An 18,977-nucleotide genomic window follows, 5' to 3' on the forward strand; every position below is an offset into this window, starting at 1 on the left:
AAAGTTCCTAAAGATAGGAATTCCATCAAAATGCTCAAGAAATGATTTGATCCTACTCCTTAAAATTTTGGAGTCCGGTTTCAAGCCAGTCTGCATATTCTTCAGCATCGGGAGTGTAACCCACCGGCTCATTCAGCAGATTCATTTCGCTGTCCAGCAGCACATAGTACGGCTGGGAATTATTTCTGAAGTTCAGGGTTTGAAAAGTAGCCCACTTGTCTCCTACCGTCTCAATTTTTTTAATTCCGCCGGAAGGTCTTTGATAGTTAAATTGCTGCTCTTCCGAAAGTTCCTGCCGGTCATCAACATAGAGGGAAATAAGCACATATTCGTCTCTTAATTTTTCAAAAACCTGAGGATCACTCCACACCTGCTCTTCCATTTTCCTGCAGTTAACGCAGGTAAAACCTGTAAAATCAAGCAATATAGGTTTGTTTTGAGCCTGCGCTGCGGCCACCCCTTCATCAAAATCTTTATAAGCTCTTAACCCCAGTGGCCCCTGAGTGTCTTTTTCATAGACGCTGTAATATAACGGCGGCGGAAATCCGCTTAATAGTCTCAAATTTGAATATTTTGTATTGGTAAGCCCTGGAATCAAATACACCACAAAAGCCAGCGTGATGATTCCCAGGATCAACCTTCCTTTGTTCAGTTTTGTCTTTGGGCCGTCATGAGGAAAACGAATAACACCAAATAAATAAAGCATTAGTCCGATACCGATCACTACCCAGATTCCGAGGAAAATTTCTCTTTTTAAAAGTCCCCAGTGTTGTACAAGATCGGCGTTGGAAAGGAATTTAAATGCCAGCGCGAGCTCTATAAAACCAAGCACCACCTTTACCGTGTTCAGCCAGCCACCACTCTTCGGAAGTGAATTCAGCCAATTTGGGAAAAGTGCGAACAGTGCAAAAGGCAAGGCAAGTGCAAGCCCGAAGCCGCCCATCCCGAAGGATAATTGCGTAGCACCCCCGTCACTGGTGAGCGAACCGCCAAGCAGAGATCCTAAAATAGGACCTGTACAGGAGAAGGAGACGATGGCAAGCGTAAGTGCCATAAAGAAAATTCCCAGTACGCCTCCAAAACTTGAAGCTTTATCATCCATCTTGCTGCTCCAGGAATGTGGAAGCGTGATCTCGTAATAACCAAAAAAGGAGAACGCAAAGAAGATAAAAATGACAAAAAAGATAAAGTTTAAAGTGGCATTAGAGGAAATATTATTCAGGATCTCGGGGTTTACCGAATCAAGTAAATGAAACGGAAGACTCAGCAAAAGGTAAATGAGGAAAATGAAAAGTCCGTACAAAATGGCATTTACGAGCCCTCTTTTGGAAGTCTTTGCGCCTTTAGTGAAAAAGGAAACAGTAAGCGGGATCATTGGAAATACACAAGGTGTAAGCAACGCAATTAATCCGCCGACAAAGCCCAGAAAGAAGATATTCCAGAAGCTGTTTTCCCCTTGCTCTTCAATTTCATAGTTGCTCATTCCCTGCAGCTCAATATTAAGAGCTTCGGTAAGGCGCACATCCTTTTCGGCAATATCAAGATCAGAAAAACCTTCAGAAACCTCATTTTTGGATGGTGAGAACGTAAAACGTTCGGTTTCGGGAGGAAGGCATTTGGCATCATCACAAACAGAAAAATAAACTTCAGCAATAATTTCAAGATTCTCTGGCTTAAGCACCTTTATTTTCTGAACAAAAGTCGCTTCTCCTTCAAAATAGGTGATATCGGCTTCAAAAACCTGGTCATACACAGGTTCGGCATCGGGTTCTTTGGTTTCCCCAATCAATTCATAACCTTCCTCAAAGTTGTTATAGGTAAATTCCGTGGGAATTGGAGCAATATCAATGTCTGCTTCTTTTTGAGAATACAGGTGCCATCCCGGCTCGAGTGAAGCCGTAAAAATAAGCTGGTAAATACTGTCATTTTCCTGCTCCAAAGAAGCTTCCCATTGTATAGGATTTTCAATATCCCCACTTCCGAAGTTTTCATTGTCGAAGATCTGCGCCGAAGCAGTTAAAAAAGAAAGCCCAAAAAATGCTAAAAACAGTAATAATCTCATGGTGTAAACGTAATTTTCAATATTTCTGAAGTGGCATCTTCCACTCCAAATCTTGCATCTGCCCGCTGGCCAATCACCCAAACGATCGCATTGCGGGAACACAGCACGCGGGTATTTTCTTTAGCGGGCAAAGATAGCTTATTGTCTTTAAAAAATTTGCTGAGTTTCTTTTTACCTGCCATTCCAAAAGGATGAAAATAATCTCCTTTTTGCCACTTTCTCACCACCAGCGGAAACTGAATTTTGTCTTTATCTACATAAATACAATCTGGCCCCGTTTCATCGATCTCCGCAACCTCATCCAGGTGAAAAGTTCCAATGGGAAACATGAGAACAGATTCTTCTTCGGAAATCTCATAAACTTTATCATCCCCCCGCGGAACTGTGGTTAAAAGCAAATTTTCCCGATCTTTAATAAGCCTGTGCGTGCCCGAAAGCACCATTTTTCCCGGCTGCGCTTCCAAAAGATGCAATACATCGTCCCATTCTGTAAACCCGAAAGGTTTAAAAAGCTCGTATAAAACGGCTTTTGTGTTGGGAATGGTCTTTATCAATTTTATATCAAAAGCGTAACCTTCATTGGTTTGATTTGCGATCCTGGAAAATATTGCAGAAACATAATCTTCAACCAGCAGAGAACTCTGTTCCAAATGTTGCCGCGTTTTCTCAAAACTTTCCAGCAACTGCGGATTCAATTCCTCCAGCGCCGGCACAATTTCATGCCGAATTTTATTCCGAAGGTATTTTGTAGAAGCATTGCTGCTGTCTTCCCTCCAGTTTAGATGATTCTCCCGGGCATATTTTTCAATTTCCGCTCTTGAAAATGGTAGCAAAGGGCGCAGGATAAACTCATTTTTGGCAGGAATACCGGTCAATCCTTCCAATCCTGTTCCTCGAACAAAATTGATGATAAAAGTTTCAAGATTGTCGTTAGAATGATGCGCGGTAAGCAAATAATCAAAATCCATGTGCTCCTTCAACTCTGCAAACCAACGGTAGCGGAGGTCACGGGCGGCCATTTGCACCGAAAGTTTGTTATCTTCGGCATAAGACGTAGTATCAAAATGCTCCACAAAAACCTCCAGCTCGAGCGCATCTGCAAGTTCTACCACAAAATCTTCATCGGCGTCGCTTTCTTCATTCCGAAGGTTGAAATTGCAATGAGCCAATGCGACCTCAAGACCTGAATTTTTACATAAATGAGTGAGTACCACGCTATCTACTCCGCCGCTAACGGCGATCAATATTTTCGAATCCTGAAGAAATGGAAACTGCGCCTTTATATGGTCTAGAAAATTGTGAAGCATAGGCCCCAAATGTACAAAAAATGGCCGGCTAAAAAGAGCGTCTAAAATCCGCTTTTTGAATAGTTATAAAGAAGATTTCTTTAAATGTTTTTCCAGGACTTCCCTCATGGCTCCTGCCTTTACCAGGCACTCTTCATACTCTTTCTGCGGAATAGATTTTGCCGTGATCGCACCGCCTACAGAGAAGGATGCATAATTGTGTTCTTCACTGTACAAAATACTGCGGATGATCACATTAAAATCGAAATCCTGCTGCGGGCTGAAATATCCCACCGCACCACTGTACAAGCCACGTTTGCTCTCTTCCAGTTCTTCAATGATCTTCATGGCCGAGATCTTTGGCGCTCCCGTCATGCTGCCCATTGGAAAAGTAGATCGCAGCACTTCCATAACAGGAATCCCGTCTTCCAGCTCGGCCTTTACCGTGGAGATCATTTGGTGCACCTGCTCAAAAGTGTACACCTTACAAAGTTCTTCCACCAGAACGGATCCTTTTTTTGCTATTTTTGAGAGGTCATTCCGCACCAAATCCACGATCATGATATTTTCTGAACGTTCCTTGGGATCCTGTTCAAGATCTTTACGCAGTTGTTCATCTTCAGCCAAGTCTTTTGAACGTCTCGCCGTTCCTTTTATAGGCTGTGAAATGATGTTTTGTCCCTCCTTTTTCAAATATCTTTCAGGAGAAGCTGAAAACAAGTAATTCCTGTGAAGCTTTAAAAAAGTGGCAAATGGCGGATTCGAAATTTTATTCAGGCTTTGAAATGTTTGCAAAGGATCAAGAATAGCATTTTCAGCATAGAATTCCTGGCAAAAATTGGCTTCATAAATATCCCCACGTTGTATGTGCCACTGCATTTTCTTCACCTTTTCAAGATAAATATCGGGAGAGAGACGCGCTTTAATTTGCGGTTTTATTTCAGAAGATGGAGCTTCAAAAATGTCATTTTCCGAAGTATTTTTAATTTCTTCCAGATCATCTTCCATTTCATCATCTGCCATGCGTAGATACTGGATTTCCAGTTCGTCATCCTTCAGAAGAAACAATTTTTTCGGCTGAAAAAAATATAAGTCCGGAAAATGGAGTCCGTCATGATTTTCAGAAACAAGTTCTTCAGTGTCATTTTTGAGATCGTAGGAAAGATACCCGAAGATCCAGTCGGCTGTAAGCTCCTGGTACTCCTGAAGCTGAGAAAAAGCATTATCATGATCTGTTTGGATCGCGGTAAAAGCCTCTACAGCAAGAATGGCATCGTAGCGGGAATGACGGTCTTTGTAATTATTGCTATCCAGCCACACCACCTCTTCAAACTGCTGTGCCCACTGCAGTAGTTTCTGCCTGAAATCCTGATTATTTTTTAATGTGATCTTTTTACTCGTCCTCAACTAATTCTTGATTTCGTGGGAAAATCCGCTAATGATGTCCTGTACTCCCAACTCCTGAATTTCATTGGTAATACTGCCTTTTTCGGAATCAAAATTTTCATAGAAGTGCGGCAGACTAAAACTTTGGACTACCTCACCGCCAAATCGCGGAAACTGGTTCTTTACGTATTCCAAAGCCGAAGCACCGCCTCTTTGCCCCGGGGAAGTGCTCATAAGAAGTATCTTTTTTTCCTGAAGAAATTTTCTCTCTATCCTTGAAAGCCAGTCAATCACATTTTTAAAAAAGCCAGAAACATTCGCGTTGTATTCATTCACCGCAATGATAAGTGCATCTGCCGAAAGTATCTTTTCATATAGCAACTTTATATCCTGCGGAATTCCTTCTTTTTCATGAACAATACTATAAAAGGGAATGTTCATTTCCCGCAGCTCAAGAAGCTCTACTTTATGTTCGGTAATGCGCGAGGTGACATTTAAAAGTAATTGATGATTGATAGAAGTAGGACTGTTAGAACCTGTGAAGGCCAGAATATTTTTCATGTGCAGGAATTTTTGCCAAAAATACGAAACCAAAGCCATCTTTTGGAAATTCCTTTTTTACACGAAATGAAGTCGTTGCGCTGCAAGAATTAAAAACTACCTTTGCAAAAAAATACGCAGCGTGACTTTTCAGGAATTAAATTTAAATACCCCTTTATTAAATGCATTGGAAGATCTGGAATTTTCCCTTGCAACACCCATTCAGGAACAGGCATTTCCCAGTATCATGTCTGGAAGAGATGTAGTAGGTATCGCCCAGACAGGAACCGGAAAAACTTTCGCTTATTTACTGCCTGTGCTTAGAATGCTTAAATATTCTGAACAGCAAAATCCCCGCGTTCTTATCCTTGTTCCTACCAGGGAACTCGTGGTACAGGTTGTGGAAGAAGTTGAAAAGCTTACGAAATATATCAATTGCAGGATTCTTGGTGTTTACGGCGGCACCAATATCAATACCCAGAAGCGCCTGGTAGCACAGGGGCAGGATATCATTGTTGCAACACCCGGCCGACTGTACGATCTTACTATAAACCGGGACCTGAAGCTAAAATCTATTCAAAAATTAATCATTGATGAAGTTGATGTGATGCTAGACCTCGGGTTTAGATTTCAGCTGAATAATATCCTGGAACTTTTGCCTGCAAACCGGCAGAACATTATGTTCTCGGCAACCATGACCGAGGAGGTGGAGAATCTTATCAACACCAACTTCAGGCAACCTGAAAAGATCTCTGTGGCAGCCAGTGGTACTCCGTTGGAAAATATTGACCAGAATCTTTATGAGGTTCCCAATTTTTACACAAAAGCCAATCTTTTAAAGGAACTGCTAAGAGATACGGATACCTATAATAAGGTGTTGATCTTTGTTGACAATAAAAGATCTGCAGACCGACTTTTTCAGGAACTTGAGCTTTCGTTTCCTGAAGAATGTACTGTGATCCACTCTAATAAAACCCAGAACTACAGATTGAGAAGCATAAGGCAGTTTGGAGACGGCTTCTGCCGGATTCTTGTTGCTACAGATGTTATGGCCAGAGGATTGGACATTGATGAGATAAGCCACGTGATAAGTTTTGATACTCCAAAATATCCCGAAAATTATATGCACAGGATCGGTCGAACCGGAAGGGCCGAAAAAGAGGGAATTTCTGTTTTACTTTCAACTCCTGCAGAAGAAGAAAACCTGCAGAAGATTGAAGAACTAATGAATATGGAAATTGAAAGAAATCCCCTTCCAGAAAACCTGGAAATTTCCACGAAATTAACTCCCGAAGAACAACCTGTCTCTCCCGAGATCTATAACCCCTCAAAAATAAACGACGAAGACGCTCCAGGCCCCGCTTTTCATGAGAAGAAAGATAAAAATAAAAAAGTAAATCTTGGAGGGTCCTACAGGAGAGAGGTTAAGAAAAAGTACAAAAAACCTAAAACGCGCGGCGATAAAAATTACAACCGAAGAAACAAAAAATAAGCTTCTTCAAATTCGAAAAGCGCCTGGATTTCAGCAATCATAAAGTTTCCATTCGATAAAATATGCACAAAAAAGTTGTGATTTGAAAAACCTGATTCTCTTTACGTAACACATTATTTTTAATTATAAAAGAGGAATTTTACTCCTAAGGTTCTGTTAATTTTCTATCAATGAAGTTAATTGCTACACTCTTCGTGTAATCCAAAAAGTTTGCTCCAAATTTATACAGATGCTAGCTCCCCGCGACATCTTCAGAATAAGCTTTAAAAAAATCAGGAAATTCTTAAACATTATTCCTACATTAATCTGATTTTTAACATAAAAACAAATTAGCCTGCTGTGAAAAATTAACTTTTTTATGTTATTTTTAACTTATCGTTTCTCCCCCGAAGCTTAAAAGTAGAGCCTTCCTTTAAGCTTGAAATGTTTGAATTTTGACCACCAATTCTATGAAAAGAAGTAGCCGTATTGTGGGAGAACATTTAATTAAAGAGTCGTCCCGCTCTTTAGTTAAATGGGACAGTTTAGAAGATCATCAAATCCTGATCTTCGTAACAAACCTGCGTTCATTTGAAATTGTTTTCACCAATCTCGGAGCTAGCCACTACCTCAAATCCAGGGAAAATACAACTATTAGAAAAGAACAAAATCAATTCAAAAAATTCATTCATAAGGAGGATTACCAGGATTTTGTTCTGCATTTAGAATCTTTAGAGAATTTATCTAAGGATCGTGAAGAAGAAATTACTGTAAGAGTTAAAAGTCCGCTTCGGGGTGTAAAAAAAATTTCTTTCAGGCACAGGCTTTATTCGGGAGCCGGTAATGAAAAAGATCAATTAATCATTGGGTTTGGAAGAGAAGTAAAACCCTCTGCACCACAAAGCCCTGGAGTTGCCCAGCGTTTCTATGAGAAGGCATTGCTCCAAAATTGGAAAAAGCACAATACATTAATAGATGCCATAAAAGAGGGGTTCTGTGTCGTAGATATTCTTTTCGACGCTCAAAAAATCCCTGTAGATTACCTGTTTCTGGAAAGCAACCATACTTTCGAAAAGCAAATAAAATTCAGCCATATCAATGAAAAGACGATAAAAGAACTTTCTGCCGGACATAAGGAGCATTGGTTCAAAATTCTTGGCAAAGTTGCTCTCACCGGTGAACCTGTACAATTTGAATGCTTCTCACAAGATCTTGATCAAAGCTGGTTTAATGTTCACGCCTTTCCCATAGGGGAAGAAGAAAATTATCAAGTAGGACTGCTACTTAGTAATATTACCCGTGAAAAAATTTGGGAAGAAAAGTTTAATAAAACTGAAGAACTTAAATTTTCCGAAGAACAAATTCGCAGCGAAGAACTTTTTCAGAATTATCATTTATATAAATCTATTTTCAACAACACCACTATTGGTCTAGGTATATTAAAACCAGTTTTTAAGAAAAATGGAGAGCTTGTGGATTTTCTATACTTACGTGCAAATAAACTTCTACTTGATCACTATCCCGAAAATATAATAGGACAAAGCTATCTTAGATTTAATCCTGTCTCTATCGATAACGGTGTCTTTGAAGCATTTAAGAACGTTATGTTATCGGGTACAACAGATGATTTTGATATAAAAAGCACTGAAAAAGGAAAGAAGAGCTGGTACAGAATGACCGGCAGGCGTGAAAATAATTTACTAATAATTTCTATTGAAAATATTTCCCAAAGAAAAATAAAAGCCAACCGGCTTAAGGAAAACATTCGGTTTAAAAAACAGATAGCAGAAGCCTCTCCCGACATCATCATGATCCTGAATTTGCATAAAGAAAATGTACGGTACATCAACCGTGACATGGCAGACCAGCCGGGAATGAGGAAAAAGGACATTGATGGTATGCCCATTTCCTGTATTCTTCCCTTTATACATCCCCACGACCGTGAGAAGGCCATGAATTTCCACAATGAAATCACAGATGCAGAGAACAGGGAAATTTTTGATATAGAATTCAGATTTCAAACAAGTGACAATTACTTTGAATGGTTCAACGCCCGTGCAAAAGTTTTTATGCGTGATAAAGATTCTAAAGTATGTGAATATATTCTCCTGCTTCGAAACATAAATCAACAAAAGGAAACGCAAAAAGCTTTGCTCCAGGCTGAAAAATTATCCATTAAGGGTGAAGTCGCCAGGACCCTCGCTCATGAGCTACGAAACCCAATGGCCAGCATAGGAATGGTTGCAGATATTCTGGCAAAAAAAAACAAATTGGAGGACACCCCGGAAAATGCCAATTACATAGAAGTCATTAAAAGAAGTACCAAAGTCCTCAATAAACTGGTAAATGATCTCTTGAGCTCTTCCAACTACACCGCCTTTAGTCCTGTTAAATGTTGTTTGGCAGAAACTCTCGATAAAGCACTTCAGGACGCCGGGGACAGAATTTACCTTACGGGGGTTAAGGTAATCCAGGAATACAAAGGAAATTATAACGTTCTTGCCGATCCTGAAAAGTTGAAAATTGCGCTGTTGAATATCATAGTTAACGCCAGCGAAGCAATGAATCCAGATGAAGGAGTCCTTCATTTAAAAATTGTAAGAAATCGAAATGATCATGTTCTCACCATAGAAGATAACGGCTGCGGCATGGAAAAATATCAACTCGATAAACTCTTCGATGCTTTTTACACTCAAAAACCTCACGGCGTGGGAATTGGCTTAAGTTCTGTAAAAAGTATCCTGGAAGAACACGATGCTAAAATAGTAGTAGACAGCAAAATAAACGAGGGAACGACCTTTCAGCTGACCTTCCATCGCTATGAAAGTTTTCAAAGAACTTAAACATCTTGTGCATTAGAAGAGTTTAATTATTATCTTCGGCAACAAAAATTGAAGGTGATTTTGCCATGACTTTTTTGAAAAGAATATCATTGTTATTTAATAACCGAATTACAAACCTATGGGCTTAGTAGACTCAATAGGAAACAGCTTCATGAAGAGGCGGCTGGACGAGCTTGACAGGTCGATTTTTAATCCTCATGAAACCCAGCACGACGTACTTCGTAATTTGCTGCATAAAGCAAAGAATACGGTATATGGCAAAGAACACCATTTTTCAGAAATAAAAAATTACCGGCAGTTTCAAGAACAGGTTCCAGTCATTGATTATGAAAACCTGCTGCCTTATATAGAAAGATTGCTCAAAGGTGAGCAAAACATGCTTTGGCCATCTAAAATAAAATTTATGGCTAAATCTTCAGGGACTACCGGTGCAAAAAGTAAAATAGTTCCTGTTTCTTCTGAAGGTTTACACCAATGCCACTACCAGGGAGGTAGAGATATGCTTGCTCTGTATATTCGGAATTACCCTGACGCCAAATTATTTTCGGGAAAGAACCTCTCTATCGGCGGCAGCCAGGAAAGTAAATTTTCGGGACAGGATGAGGATTTCTATATTGGAAATATTTCGGCGATTGTAATGAAAAATCTTCCCTTCTGGGCACAATTTGGAAGAACTCCGGGTCTTGAAGTCACGATGATGAATAACTGGGAGGAGAAGATGAGAAAGATTGCGGACATTACCACTCAGGAAAATGTGACCAGTCTCGCAGGTTCGCCCATGTGGATGTTATTATTGCTACAGCACATCATAAAAGAGCAAAAAATCGAACACATTCAGGATATCTGGCCTAACCTTGAAGTTTTTTTTCATGGGGCAGTGTCTTTCATTCCATACCGTCCTTTGTTTAAAGAACTTGATAAAAATAAAAGTCTGCGGTACCTGGAGATTTATAATGCTACGGAAGGTTTCTTCGGACTTCAGGATCTACCTAATGACCCTTCTTTGTTGCTCATGCTGAATTATGGAATTTTCTATGAATTTATTCCCGAAAAAGACTATTCCAAAGAAAATCCTACGGTTTTGTCCCTGGACCAGGTAGAGATTGGAAAAAAATATTCTATGGTCATTTCCACCAATTCTGGTTTGTGGCGATATAAAATTGGTGATACAGTAAAATTTACGAGTACAAATCCGTATAGATTTGTAATAAGCGGCCGAACCAAGCACTGTATCAATATTTTTGGAGAGGACCTGTTTATGGAACATGCAGAAAAAGCGCTGGAGATTGTGTGTAAAAAAACCGGTGCAATTTTAAAAGATTATACTGCTGCGCCATATTTCTATGACACCCGTAAAAAGGGATATCATGAATGGCTTATTGAGTTTGTAAAATCTCCTGCTAGTCTCAGCGAATTTGCAGAACTTCTGGACAATGCTCTGTGGGATCTAAACGATGATTACGCGCAAAAACGAAAAAATAATGTAGCCATTGAAGCTCCTGTTGTGAGGGAAATGCCTTCGGGAACCTTTTATGAATGGCTAAGGCAGCACGACAAGCTGGGAGGCCAGCACAAAATCCCACGTCTTTCCAACGAGCGTAAACTGGTAGAAGAATTACTTGCCATAAGCAAGTCCATTTCCCCCGAAATGAAGAAAAGCTAGGTTCTCCTACAATTGTTCTTGTAGAAGCTCATCCAGAAGTTTTCTGAAAGCTTTAGAATTCCAATCGGCCGCGCCGGTTTTTGACACCACAATTTCCCCTTCACGTGAAAGCACATAAGTAGTGGGTAAACTAGCGGCATCTAACATTCTAGATGGTTGAGAGAGCGGTTGATATACGGGCAGGTTATAATCTTTCTTTCTCATAAAGGAGTTTAGCTTCTCCTGCTCTTCCGAAGAAACAAAGAAGAACTGAACCCTGTCACCATAGGTGTCAACGATTTTCTGAAAAGAAGGCATTTCTGCAATACATGGCGGGCACCAGGTAGCCCAGAAATTGATTATAACTACTTCACCCCTGGCCTTTTTCAAATTCGAAATATTGCCTTCCATATCTTTAAGCCGCCAGTTATAATCAAGCAGTTGATTACGTTTGGTTTCTGGAATTGTGGACGGACTAAAAGAAATGATTCTGTTTAATTGAACCTGTATTGGTTTTCTTGTTGCAGGAATAAAAAGCAGGACAATGATCACAAGAAACAGAATGTTGGACCACTGATTTTTTAAAAATTTCATTCAATAAAGTTGAAATATAAAAGTACAAAGATTCTTTTTCAGCATAGTCAAAAATGTCATTTTGTTTAGCCTTTTCAGAACATGTAGAGATAAGAAAATCTTCACTTTTTGTATCTTGTAGCAAAAATTATTTAATATGAAAAAACCGATAAAAAGGTACACTAAGCTGACTCTGGGCGTGATCTCTGCCTTTAGTATTACGGCATGTGGTTCGGGGAATGAACAAAAACCTGCACCAGCAAATCCTGTTGTTCAAAATTCACAAGTGAACCAAACTACTATGACAAATGATTTACTAAAAGAATGGGAAGGACCCTATGGAGGAGTTCCCGCATTTGATGAAATGAATCTGGAGAATCTTTATCCCGCCATTACCAAAGGGATTGAGATGCATCTGGAAGAGATTGAGGCAATTGCCAATAATCCCGCACCTCCTACTTTTGAAAATACCATTGTAGCGATGGAAAAATCTGGGGAGGCTTTAGATCGTGCTTTCACTTTCTACAGCATCTGGAGCAGCAACATTTCATCCCCGGAATTCAGAGAGATCCAGGGAGAATTATCTCCGAAGATTTCAGAATATTCTTCAAAGATCTCCCAAAATGAGAAATTATTTCTGCGTATAAAAGCAGTTTACCAAAATTCACTTCAAGATCCGCTTCCCGATGATCAACAGCGAACAGTACAGCTGGTTTATGAAGAATTCGCCATGGAAGGTGCAGATCTTAATGAAGCAGATAAACAGCGATATGCCGAGATTAACAAAGAACTTTCCAAACTCTACACTCAATTTTCAAATAATGTTTTGGCAGACGAAGAGAATTATGTGGTTTATTTAAAGGAAGATCAATTAAGCGGATTATCTGAATCTTTCATTACCGCAGCTGCCAAAGCTGCAGCCGATCGTGGAAGAGAAGGTGAATATGCCATTTTGAACACCCGTTCTTCAATGGATCCTTTCCTTACGTTCTCTAACGACAGGGAAGCGCGTCGAAAAGTTTGGAACAATTACTACTCCCGTGGAGACAATAATGATGAGTTTGACAATAAAGACATTATCAAACAAATTTTACTGTTGCGTGATGAACGGGTAGAACTTTTAGGGTACGATAATTACGCACAATGGAGGTTACAAAACCGAATGGCTAAAACTCCCGAAAGAGCTATGGAATTGATGGAAGCCGTTTGGCCAGCTGCTCTTAAACGAGTTGAAGAGGAGGTTCAGGATATGCAGGCAATCGCCAATGCCGAGGGAAAAGATATCACCATAGCACCCTGGGATTACCGTTATTACGCCGAAAAAGTGAGAAAGCAACGATATGACCTCGATTCTGAAGAAGTCAAACAATATCTACAACTTGACAAGCTCACTCAGGCTCTATTTTATACAGCAGGAGAGCTTTTTAATTATCAATTTGAATCCGTACCCCAAGGCACTGTGCCGGTGTTTCATGAAGATGTAAAGGTGTGGGAAGTAACCGACAAAACGACCAGTGAACATATAGGTTTATGGTATCTAGATCCTTATGCGCGCAAGGGAAAACGTTCGGGAGCATGGGCAACGCAATACCGAAGCCATTCCCATCTTGATGCTGAAGAAACAGTATTGGCATCCAACAATTCAAACTTTGTAAAACCTGCACCGGGTGAACCTGCGTTGATTTCATGGGACGATGCAACCACTTTCTTTCATGAGTTTGGACATGCGCTGCATTTCTTCTCTTCAGAAGTTAAATATCCTACTTTAAACAGCGGCGTGAGAGATTATACGGAATTTCAGTCACAACTTTTAGAGCGCTGGTTGTCTACAGATGAAGTGATCAATCAATTTTTAGTGCATCACGAGACTGGTGAGCCAATTCCGCAGGAACTGGTCAAAAAGATCAAAAAAGCATCTACTTTTAACCAGGGATTTGCCACGACCGAATTTCTTGCGTCTGCTCTAATGGACATGAAATTACACACCACAGATCCTGAAGAAATAGACATGGCTACTTTTGAGGAGGAAACACTTACTGCGCTTAATATGCCAGAGGAGATCGTGATGCGTCACCGCACCCCGCATTTCGGACATGTTTTTTCAGGCGAAGGTTATGCAACCGGTTATTATGGATATTTATGGGCAGATGTTTTAACTTCTGATGCTGCTGAAGCCTTTACGGAAGCTCCGGGAGGTTTTTATGATGAGACAGTAGCCGAAAAACTGGTAAAATACTTGTTTGCACCACGAAATTCAATGGATCCTGCGGAAGCATACCGGCTTTTTAGAGGCCGTGATGCCAACATAGATGCTTTAATGAGAGATCGTGGCTTCCCGGTACCTTCAGAAGAAGGAAGCGAGGAATAATCACTCAAACTTCCAGGAGGAAGTTCTAAAAACCGGTTAAAAAGTAGTTGTCATTCCGACGCAGCCGGATAGGATTCTGAAAAAGGATTCAAAAATGACATTTTTGAATCCTTTTTAATCGGTTTCCTTTTAAAGCAATTCTTTAAAATGATCTTTGAGCGCAGCATTTGCGGCGTGGAAACCACACATTCCATGTACTCCCCCACCCGGTGGAGTTGACGAGGAACAAATGTAGACCCGCGGATCTGGCGTACTGTAAGGGTTTATCTTTGCTATAGGCCGGGTAAAAAGTTGTGTGATATCCTGTCTTCCGCCGTTTATATCCCCGCCCACAAGGTTAGGATTGAACTGTTGCAACTGATGCGTATTCTTGGTAGAACGAGCCAGAATGGTTTCTTTAAATCCTGGAGCTGCTTTTTCAATCTGGTTCTCAATTTCTTTTGTGAAATCCTTTGTACTGCCGTTGGGTACATGGCAATAAGCCCATGCCGTATGTTTTCCTTCAGGAGCACGGGAATTGTCAAAAGGAGAATGTTGAGCCACGAGTACGTAAGGCTTATCTGTAATATTCTTCTCGTGAATTCCCTTTTCTGAGACCTCTATTTCTTCCGAAGAGAATCCAAGATGAACCGTTCCGGCTTTTCTGCATTTTTCATTGGTAAAGGGAATTGGTTCACTTAAGGCCCAATCTATTTTGAAAACCCCGGCACCGTAATTATATGTTTCCATTCGTTTTCTATAAAGGGAACTAAAATTCGTTCCTTTTATATTCAACAGCTGTTTTGGAGTGAGGTCGAACAAATAGGCATAGGCATTGGGAAGTTCCTGCACATTTTCTACGAATGTGTTCAGAAATAATTCCCCGCCTAAAGATTTGTAGTAGCTTAAAAGTGCTTCGGTGAATTTACCTGCACCTCCTTTTGGGAACGGCCATCCATATTTATGAGCTGTTGTGGTCAATACCAAGCCAAAAGAAGCAGATGCCAAACTGGTCAAAGGCAAAGTAGAATGCGCCGCCGAACCGTAAAAAAAGGTCTTAGATTTGTCATTTTTGAAGTAATGGTTTACCAGCAGTTTTGCAGATGGTAAAGCCTTTAATCCGAATTTCATAAACATGAAAGGGTGAGCAGGAATGCCGAGCGGCCCTAGAAGGTCTTTATCCAGCTTATTCCAGTTTTTTACCAGTGGTTCAAAAATATTGAGGTAGCCTTTTTCATCTTCTCCCAATTGGGCAGCAGTTTCATACAAATTCTGGTAACAGGCATAAGCAGTACCGTCGTTGAATGGATGAGCATATGCGACTTCAGGATAAATCCATTCCAGCCCGTGTTCATGCAGCGGAAGACTTCCAAAAAATGGAGAGGCTATCCCCATTGGCAAAATTGCCGAACCTACATCATGTTTAAATCCCGGAAGAGTTAGCTCATTTGTACGGGTGGCACCACCGGGAGTGGAAGCCTGTTCATAAATAGCAGTTTTTAATCCTTTTTCCTGCAGCCGTATGGCAGCTGCAATTCCATTACTTCCACTTCCAATAATTATGGCATCGTATTTTTCAGGCATTAGGGCAAATCATTTAGATCCAGATCCTCCAGATATTCTTTAAATGTAATTGATCCGGTTTTTTCTCCAATCATATCATTTGAGGTGATAAATTTAAAATAACTTAATTTAGAAGAAATATCGTCATTAAGCATTTCGGGAAGGAACATGCCGAAATCGGCTAATTTTTGAGGAACTTTTACAATTTGTCCTCCTATTTTCTCCTGAACCATTTCGGCCATTTCAAGGCGCGTATGAACTAAGGGTCCACCAACTTCTATAATTTCGGGACCATCCTCAAGATAGTTACATATAAATTTAGCTAAATCTTTTTGGTGAATACTGTTTGTTTTGGCTTCACCACTTCCCACAATGGGAATGATACTCCTTTTTGCCATAATAGCAAGATCATTTAAGCCGGAGAAAAAACCTACCGGCCTAATGATCGTATAATCAATTCCTGAAGCGCGTAAAGCATCTTCAAACCTCTTATGAGCTTTAGCTATGCGGAATTCCTTTCCTTCATCGGCACCCTTGATAGAAACATACACAAATCGTTGTACGCCATTTTTCTTCGCATCGTCAAGGATATTATTATTCCCGAAGAAATCAATTTCCATAAAAGAATTGCCATGACTGGAAAAAAGACTTACGCTTTGTCCCATCGTTGAAATTACGAGACTTATATCTTTGGTGATATCTTTAATTTCAGAAGTACCCTCACTGGCGTCGGCTCGCCATACATCAGAGGTGTATGGTAAAACTTTCGAGGCACCTTCAGAAGAATGAACCAGTGCCCGCATTGGGATGTTTCTTTCCTTTAAAAGTTTAGAAACTTCCAAACCAAGAGCTCCTGAAGCTCCTGCAACCAAAACTTTTCCTTTCATTTTCGCATTTTTCGATCATCCATTAAGATCATCTATTGTATTGGAAATTTAAGCAATAAAACAGGAGATAAATTCTCTGTACACAGGGATTAACAAAAATTTAGTCTCTGCATCTTTAAATACCAGCACTTTTTGTAAGCTCTCGTTCCATCTCCCTCTTTCGAAAGCTTCTTATTTTCTCCTTTGCCTTTGTGAGGGACAGCTTTCGTCGCTTTTCCTTAATGGATCTCTTTTTCCGAAGGCCAACAATAAGATTGGAAAGAGATTTTTTCTCCTTTGGTTCCATGGTTTCAAGATGTGGTTTTAGAAGCGCATAAATTGTTTTTGCATCCATAACAAAATTTTTAAGGCTTTGAAGAATCCAAAGCTATCTGATTTTCCAGTTTAATATACAAAAAATATCCTTTATGATATTTATAATGAGAATGATGCAATTCTTCAAAGGAATTTGCATCTCTCTTTACATTAATCGCAAAATGATAAAAAGTATATCATTTCTGAAGTCAAAAAAAATGGAATTGAAATTAATTCAATCCCATTCTTTTTTATGATCTATTAATTTGTATTAGTCCTTACCAATAAATTTGAAGAACTTGCTTTCCCCACCGTCTTTAGTTTCCTCCTGATAAAGAAACTGCAGATCATTTTCATCAAATATCCTGAAAAATTCTTCCCATGAAATATCTTTTAGATTATCTTCAGCATACCCCGGAAAATTGATACGCAGCAAGCCTCCACCTTCTCCGTTGCTTTGAGTACTTTCGACAACTGAAGGTATTCCCTTTCTTTCTTCTGCCCATTTCTTGATCTCACTATGATCTGTAGTAGTTTTTGAATCTGATTTATTGGCCATGTCTGTATTTTTTTAAGTTAACACTGCTGAATTTCATCCATTTCTATCAATTACCGAAGAGGTTTAACATCAAAGACGGCTTTATGTTAAGGCTATGTAAATCAGTAAAAGGGAGCGGATCAATGCCTTCCGCTGTAAAGTCGCTTTTTCCAGTAACCTATTTTATAATAACTAAAAGCCGCCCCAGCAGCAATTAAATTGGAAATTGGAAAAGACCACCAGATTCCTTCATAACCCAGAGAGGTTTTATGGGATAGAACATAAGCTACAGGGAATCGTACAATCCAAAGACTTAATATGGAAATAAGCATAGATGCTTTCGTAAATCCGGCCCCATTGAAAACTCCGTTAAGCACTTGCTGAACTGCGAGGAGTCCAAAACTGGGTGCCATGATCTTGATGAAAAGAGAAGCATCTTCAATAACATCCGGCTCTTCGGGAATGAAGAATGCAGTAAGAGGTTCAGCCAGTAGAAACATGTAAATTCCAATGCCCGTAAGTCCGAAAAAAGCGATTTTATTGCTCAAATTTGCCACCTTCTCTGCCCGCTTTATTTTTATGGCTCCAATATTCTGCCCAACCAAAGATGTGGTTGCAATTGCCAGACCAAGCGCCGGAATGATGATAAAACTTAATATCCTGGCTCCAATTCCATAAGCCGCAACGACTTCGCTTCCAAAACTGGTAACCAGGATCACCATCATCGTCATTCCCAAGGCACGGGTAGATTGTTCCACACTTGCAGGAAAACCAAGTTTTACGATTCTTTTCAGAATATCAAAATCTGGCATCATTGAAGAAAAATCAATCTTTATTCCGCTCTTTCCCCTTAGCAGAATCGCTACTCCTATAACAGCAGAAATCCCCTGTGTAAAAACGCTGGCTACTGCTGCTCCTGCCACTCCGTAACCTGGAATGGGGCCATAACCGTAAATAAATAATGGGTCCAGTACCAGATTAAGAAGGACCGTCCCCAACACAATATATACCGGCAGCATTACATTGCCTATTCCGCGCATGAGCGACTGAAAAGCAAAGAATATGAAGAGAAAGACAAAACCAAGGGATGACACCTTGAAATAAGCAATAGATTCTTGCAGGATTTCGGGACCGGCCCCTATTATGTTCATTAAAGGTTCTGCTGCAAAATAGCTGATCCCGGCGAGCATGGTTGAAATAAAAAAGATGAGGGAAATGGTTTGAGAGGAGCTGAAATTCACCATTTTTTGATTATCCGCTCCTTTATATTGGGAAACCATTACAGTTCCTGCCAGAGTAAGGCCAGAACCTACTGAAAGCACCAGGAACAACACCGGAAAACTAAGACTTACTGCTGCCACGGCATTTGCTCCCAAACGTCCCAACCAGAAAGTATCAATAAGCTGATAGGCAGTTTGTAATATATTTGCGAAGATGATAGGAACCGCCAAACTAAACAAGGAATTAAAGATCTTTCCTTCGGTATATTTATTGGGTTTCTTCATATCCTGTAAAAATAAGGTTCAGCAGAAAGAATTTTCCTAA

14 protein-coding genes are annotated in these 18,977 nt (G+C 40.1%); 4 read left to right on the forward strand and 10 right to left on the reverse strand.

All coding sequences use genetic code 11. The features are described from left to right. Window positions 1–52 precede the first annotated feature (52 nt). The 4 genes from ACOV1Q_RS07615 to ACOV1Q_RS07630 form a co-directional block, all read right to left on the reverse strand. Window positions 53–2,062 carry a protein-disulfide reductase DsbD family protein gene (locus tag ACOV1Q_RS07615; RefSeq protein WP_424493797.1) on the reverse strand — a complete coding sequence of 670 codons (2,010 nt, stop codon included), beginning with the start codon at window positions 2,060–2,062 and terminating at the stop codon, window positions 53–55. Then, window positions 2,059–3,369, reverse strand: coding sequence for a tRNA lysidine(34) synthetase TilS (tilS, locus tag ACOV1Q_RS07620; protein ID WP_424493798.1), 1,311 nt, complete (start codon window positions 3,367–3,369; stop codon window positions 2,059–2,061). Before tilS ends, ACOV1Q_RS07615 begins: the two co-directional genes overlap by 4 nt. A gap of 63 nt (window positions 3,370–3,432) precedes the next feature. Continuing rightward, window positions 3,433–4,755, reverse strand: coding sequence for an aminodeoxychorismate synthase component I (gene pabB / locus ACOV1Q_RS07625; RefSeq protein WP_424493799.1), 1,323 nt, complete (start codon window positions 4,753–4,755; stop codon window positions 3,433–3,435). Continuing rightward, the gene (locus ACOV1Q_RS07630) at window positions 4,756–5,295 is read right to left on the reverse strand and encodes an NADPH-dependent FMN reductase (RefSeq protein WP_424493800.1); all 540 of its coding nucleotides are present in this window, start codon (window positions 5,293–5,295) and stop codon (window positions 4,756–4,758) included. It abuts the gene before it with no gap. 121 nt (window positions 5,296–5,416) lie between these two features. On the opposite strand from ACOV1Q_RS07630, the gene ACOV1Q_RS07635 reads away from it, so the two are divergent. The 3 genes from ACOV1Q_RS07635 to ACOV1Q_RS07645 all read left to right on the forward strand — a co-directional run bounded on the left by ACOV1Q_RS07635 (window position 5,417) and on the right by ACOV1Q_RS07645 (window position 11,251). Next, window positions 5,417–6,766 (forward strand): DEAD/DEAH box helicase, encoded by a 1,350-nt coding sequence (locus ACOV1Q_RS07635; RefSeq protein ID WP_424493801.1) that lies wholly within the window; start codon window positions 5,417–5,419, stop codon window positions 6,764–6,766. Window positions 6,767–7,215: 449 nt separating this feature from the next. Then, window positions 7,216–9,588: a two-component system sensor histidine kinase NtrB gene (locus ACOV1Q_RS07640; RefSeq protein ID WP_424493802.1), complete on the forward strand. Its 2,373-nt coding sequence runs from the start codon at window positions 7,216–7,218 to the stop codon at window positions 9,586–9,588. 118 nt (window positions 9,589–9,706) lie between these two features. After that, window positions 9,707–11,251, forward strand: coding sequence for a GH3 auxin-responsive promoter family protein (locus ACOV1Q_RS07645; RefSeq protein ID WP_424493803.1), 1,545 nt, complete (start codon window positions 9,707–9,709; stop codon window positions 11,249–11,251). A 6-nt stretch (window positions 11,252–11,257) separates the two neighbouring features. On the opposite strand, the gene ACOV1Q_RS07650 is transcribed toward ACOV1Q_RS07645, so the two are convergent. Then, on the reverse strand, window positions 11,258–11,824 hold the full coding sequence (locus tag ACOV1Q_RS07650) for a TlpA family protein disulfide reductase (RefSeq protein WP_424493804.1): 567 nt from the start codon (window positions 11,822–11,824) through the stop codon (window positions 11,258–11,260). A 136-nt stretch (window positions 11,825–11,960) separates the two neighbouring features. On the opposite strand from ACOV1Q_RS07650, the gene ACOV1Q_RS07655 reads away from it, so the two are divergent. Next, window positions 11,961–14,171 (forward strand): M3 family metallopeptidase, encoded by a 2,211-nt coding sequence (locus ACOV1Q_RS07655; protein WP_424493805.1) that lies wholly within the window; start codon window positions 11,961–11,963, stop codon window positions 14,169–14,171. Window positions 14,172–14,300: 129 nt separating this feature from the next. Here ACOV1Q_RS07655 and ACOV1Q_RS07660 read toward each other — a convergent pair whose 3' ends face one another. The 5 genes from ACOV1Q_RS07660 to ACOV1Q_RS07680 all read right to left on the reverse strand — a co-directional run bounded on the left by ACOV1Q_RS07660 (window position 14,301) and on the right by ACOV1Q_RS07680 (window position 18,937). After that, complete coding sequence (locus ACOV1Q_RS07660) at window positions 14,301–15,734, reverse strand: phytoene desaturase family protein (protein WP_424493806.1); 1,434 nt, start codon at window positions 15,732–15,734, stop codon at window positions 14,301–14,303. Further along, complete coding sequence (locus tag ACOV1Q_RS07665) at window positions 15,734–16,600, reverse strand: SDR family oxidoreductase (RefSeq protein ID WP_424493807.1); 867 nt, start codon at window positions 16,598–16,600, stop codon at window positions 15,734–15,736. Before ACOV1Q_RS07665 ends, ACOV1Q_RS07660 begins: the two co-directional genes overlap by 1 nt. A 115-nt stretch (window positions 16,601–16,715) precedes the next feature. Next, a complete protein-coding gene (locus ACOV1Q_RS07670; RefSeq protein ID WP_424493808.1) occupies window positions 16,716–16,934 on the reverse strand; it encodes a hypothetical protein in 219 nt (72 codons plus the stop codon). A 231-nt stretch (window positions 16,935–17,165) separates the two neighbouring features. Next, on the reverse strand, window positions 17,166–17,453 hold the full coding sequence (locus ACOV1Q_RS07675; RefSeq protein WP_424493809.1) for a hypothetical protein: 288 nt from the start codon (window positions 17,451–17,453) through the stop codon (window positions 17,166–17,168). A gap of 119 nt (window positions 17,454–17,572) precedes the next feature. Then, window positions 17,573–18,937 carry an MATE family efflux transporter gene (locus tag ACOV1Q_RS07680; protein WP_424493810.1) on the reverse strand — a complete coding sequence of 455 codons (1,365 nt, stop codon included), beginning with the start codon at window positions 18,935–18,937 and terminating at the stop codon, window positions 17,573–17,575. Between the last annotated feature and the right edge of the window lie 40 nt (window positions 18,938–18,977).

The organism is Salinimicrobium maris, from assembly GCF_049680855.1.
Classification (GTDB): domain Bacteria; phylum Bacteroidota; class Bacteroidia; order Flavobacteriales; family Flavobacteriaceae; genus Salinimicrobium.